This window comes from Terrabacter sp. P5_B1 (assembly GCF_056400505.1).
Map to the genome: position 1 here is coordinate 1 of NZ_JBFULD010000371.1, position 3823 is coordinate 3823.

Annotated in this window: 4 protein-coding genes; 2 read left to right on the forward strand and 2 right to left on the reverse strand. The window is 72.7% G+C overall.

Annotated elements, in window-relative coordinates; translation table 11 throughout:
* The coding region (locus AC1DP0_RS19345; protein WP_478087667.1) for a coproporphyrinogen-III oxidase family protein at positions 1–813 on the reverse strand (813 nt) is incomplete at its 3' end.
* Positions 814–868: 55 nt separating this feature from the next.
* On the opposite strand from AC1DP0_RS19345, the gene AC1DP0_RS19350 reads away from it, so the two are divergent.
* Entirely contained in the window at positions 869–1591 is a 723-nt protein-coding gene (locus AC1DP0_RS19350; RefSeq protein WP_478087669.1) for a peptidylprolyl isomerase, read from the forward strand.
* Positions 1592–1630: 39 nt separating this feature from the next.
* Here the strand turns inward: AC1DP0_RS19350 and AC1DP0_RS19355 are convergent, their stop codons facing one another.
* Positions 1631–2902 (reverse strand): MFS transporter, encoded by a 1272-nt coding sequence (locus AC1DP0_RS19355; protein ID WP_478087671.1) that lies wholly within the window; start codon positions 2900–2902, stop codon positions 1631–1633.
* A 97-nt stretch (positions 2903–2999) separates the two neighbouring features.
* Here AC1DP0_RS19355 and AC1DP0_RS19360 point away from each other — a divergent pair, with 97 nt between their 5' ends.
* Positions 3000–3821, forward strand: a complete 822-nt coding sequence (locus AC1DP0_RS19360) for a tyrosine-protein phosphatase (RefSeq protein ID WP_478087673.1) — start codon at positions 3000–3002, stop codon at positions 3819–3821.
* The last annotated feature ends 2 nt before the right edge of the window (positions 3822–3823 follow it).

Genomic DNA, 3823 nt, shown 5'->3' on the forward strand with positions numbered 1-3823 from the left:
GTACCACCCGAACCCGGCCGCCGTCAGCAGCTCGTCCGCGAGCTCGTACTTGTCGGCCTCGTCGTCGTCCTCGGGTGCGGGCACGACGCCGCGCCGCACCTGCGCGGCGAGCTTCGTGCCCTCCTCGACGACGAGGGCGTAGGCCGAGACGTGGTCGGGCTCGAGCCCGATGGCCGCCTCGAGGCTGCGCCGCCAGTCCTCGAGGGACTCCCCCGGCGTGCCGTAGATGAGGTCGACGCTGACCTGCATGCCGGCCGCCCGGGTGGCCGCGACGGCGCGCGCGACGTTGCCGGGGTCGTGCGTGCGTTCAAGGGTGCGGAGCACGTGGGGCACGGCCGACTGCATGCCCACCGAGACGCGGGTGAAGCCGCCGCCCGCGAGCTCACGCAGCGACTCGGGCGTCACGGAGTCCGGGTTGGCCTCGGTCGTCACCTCGGCGTCGGGCGCCAGCCCGAACCGCTGGCGTATGCCGTCCAGCACCGCCACGAGGTCGCCTGACCTCAGCATGGTGGGCGTGCCACCGCCGACGAAGACCGTTGACACGGATGGCGCTTCGCTGCCCAGGACCGAGCGGGCGATGTCCAGCTCGCGCAGGGCGGCGTCGGCGTACGTGTCGATGCCGATGCTGGCACCGGGACCGCCGAGCTCGGTCAGGGTGTAGGTGTTGAAGTCGCAGTAGCCGCAGCGCACCGTGCAGAACGGGACATGGACGTAGACGCCGAGATCGGTCGAGGCCAGGTCGGAGAGCGCCGCGGGGGGCAGCTCACCCGTGCTGGGAGCGGGGTCGCCGTCGGGGAGGGCGGAGGGCGGCATACCTCCATTGTCCCAGCCCGGAAGGGGTGACTCGTCCACGTCGTACGCTGCCCTCATGGCGGATGCGCAGCCGTCGCGCCGCAGGACCGTGCGGCTCCTCGTGGGCACGGCCCTGCTGTGCCTTGCCGTTGTCGCGTCCGTGGTCGTGCTGACCCACCAGCAGCGCCGGGTCGGACCCACGCCGACGCCAACCCTCGCCGCGACGTGCACCTCTCCGCCGACCCCACCCGCGACCTACCCGACGTTCACGACCGCACCGCCCGCGTCCTTGGCGGCCGGGTCGGACTGGAGCGCGGTCCTGCACACGACGTGCGGGGACGTCACGCTGCGGCTCGACGGGCAGCACGCGCCGAGAAGCGTCGCCTCGTTCGTCGCCCTGGCCCGGGCCGGCTACTGGACCGACAGCGCCTGCCACCGCCTCACCACGTCACCGGCACCCACGGCCTTCCTCCAGTGCGGCGTCCAGAGCGGGCGCAGCACGGCCGAACCGGGCTACGACCTGCCGCTGGAGAACGTCCCGGCTGACCACACCTACCGCGTCGGCGACGTCGGGATGGCCCGCGGCGACGGCTTCCTCGGCACCGCCGGCGAGTTCTTCGTCGTCCACCACGACTTCACGGTGCCCCGGGGCGCACCCGTCTACTCCCTCATCGGGCACGTCGGCTCCGGGCTGGAGGTCCTGCAGCACATCGTCCGCGGTGGCGGTGAGGACTTCAGGTCGGACGGCCCACCGTTCCTGTCCATCAGCGTGCGCACCGTCGCCGTGCGCCGCCTCTGAGCTCGAGCCGCGGCGGCGCGGGCCCGGAAGCACGTCGGGTCAGCCCGAGTGCGTCGTGACGCCGTAGCGGGCCCTCGACGCGAGGGCCCAGCGCGCTGCCGGGACCGAGACGAGCGCGATGACGACCATGAAGGCCGCCAGGACGAACCAGCCGGTCTCGCCGAGGCCGACGCAGAGGTAGGTGACGACCGGGGGTGCGACGACGGCGAGCACGCTGAACCCCAGTCCGGCGAAGCCCTGGTACTGGCCCTGCCGCTCGTGCGGGGCGAGTCCCATCTGCAGGCCCCACTGGCCACCCGACCCGATCATCTCGCCGACGACGTGGACGAGGGACCCGATGACGAGGGTGGCGACGGCGAACCACCTGGTGCCCCGGTCGGCCAGCGCGACGACGGCGAAACCGGCCGCGATCCACCACGCCCCGCGCACGAGGGCCCGGGCGCCGGCCTCGACGGAGTCGGCGCGACGGGACAGCCGCACCTGGAAGAGGGCAACGGCGGCCGTGTTGACGATGAGCAGGATCGCCACCATGACGGTGGGGGCGGCCGTGTGGGCGGAGACGTAGAGCGCCAGGCCCAGCTCCATGACGAAGAAGTGGAGGGAGAACAGCCCGGTGATGACCGTGATGACGACGAAGGGCCAGTCCCGGACGACGGCGAGCCTCGGTTCGCCGGCCACGCGTGCGTGCGGTGCGATGTCGGGCAGCCGGGTCGAGTTCCACGCGGCGAACCCGGTGAAGACGGCGTTGAGGACGAAGACGGTGACATAGGCCCATCGCTCGTCGATGATGAGGGCCGCGCCGCCGAAGACCGAGCCCAACCCGAGAGCGGTGTTGGTGACGGCGCGCAGGTAGGCCTTGAAGAGCACCCCGCGCCCACCGGTGGCGAGCTGGGCGATGACGCCCTGGTTGACGGCGCCCGCGCCACGCTCGAAGAACGCGAGCACGCCGAGCAGGAGGGCGAGCGCCCAGGGGGTCGTGGCGAGGACGGGGGGCGCGCTGAAGACGGCCGCCCCGGCCATGAAGGCCGTGAGCACCCGGCGTGGGCCCCGGGTGTCGCCGAGGTGACCGGCGGGCACCTGCACGACGATGCCGACCACCGCCGAGACCGACATCGCGAGGGCGACCTCGGTGGCGCTGAAGCCGACCTGGCGGGTGAAGTAGAGCGCGCTCGTCGTGAGGACGGCGCCGGCGCCGAACCGGTTGGCGAACGAGCCCAGGGCGAGGATGCGCAGGTCGCGGTCCACCGGGACACCCCGACGCGTCAGGGGCGCGGCCGGCGGCGCCTGCGGTGGGGTCGTGCTCGACGTCACGGGATCCCCTTCATCGTCAGCGACTCTCTCGACGTCAAGATATCTGACGGCAGGCCTACCGTGCCAAGCCGTTTCTCCGGTCGCCTACGCTGCAGGGGTGTACCTCCCGAACTGGATCGAGCTCGACGGCGTCGTGAACATGCGTGACCTCGGCGGCATGGTGACAGCCGACGGCGACACGGTCCGGCCCCGCCGACTGCTGCGCTCGGACAACCTCCAGGACCTCACCCCGGAGGCCGTCGACACGCTCGTGACCCGCTACGGCGTCACCGACATCGTCGACCTGCGCACCCACGTCGAGCTGGCAAAGGAGGGTGACGGCCCGCTCCGTGCCGTCACCGGCATCACGCACCACCATCACACCCTCTACCGCGAGGACACCGACGAGTCGGGCATCCCGGCCGCCGAGCGGGCCCTGCCGTGGGAGACGGACGAGCGGCGCGAGCTCACGGCCGCGAGGCGCGACCCCGACCAGGACCGCGCGCACGACCGGTTCTGGTCGGAGCACTACCTCAGCTACCTCGCCAGCCGCCCCGACTCCGTCGTCGCCGCCCTCGACGCCATCGCCTCGAGCGAGGGGGCGGCAGTCGTGCACTGCGCCGCCGGCAAGGACCGCACGGGCACGGTCGTCGGCCTCGCGCTCAAGGTCGTCGACGTGCCCGACGAGCTCGTCATCGCCGACTTCGCGGCATCGGCGCAGCGGGTGGCCGCCATCATGGACCGGCTGCGCACGCGCCCGGCCTACGCCCGCAACCTCGAGGACAAGACGGTGGCGCAGCAGTCACCGACGACCGACACGATGCGCCTGCTCCTCGGCGCGCTCGACGAGCGACACGGCGGCGTCCACGGCTGGCTCCGCGCCCAGGGCTGGACCGCCGCGGACACCGACCGGATGCGGCACAAGCTCCTCGGGTCCTGAGC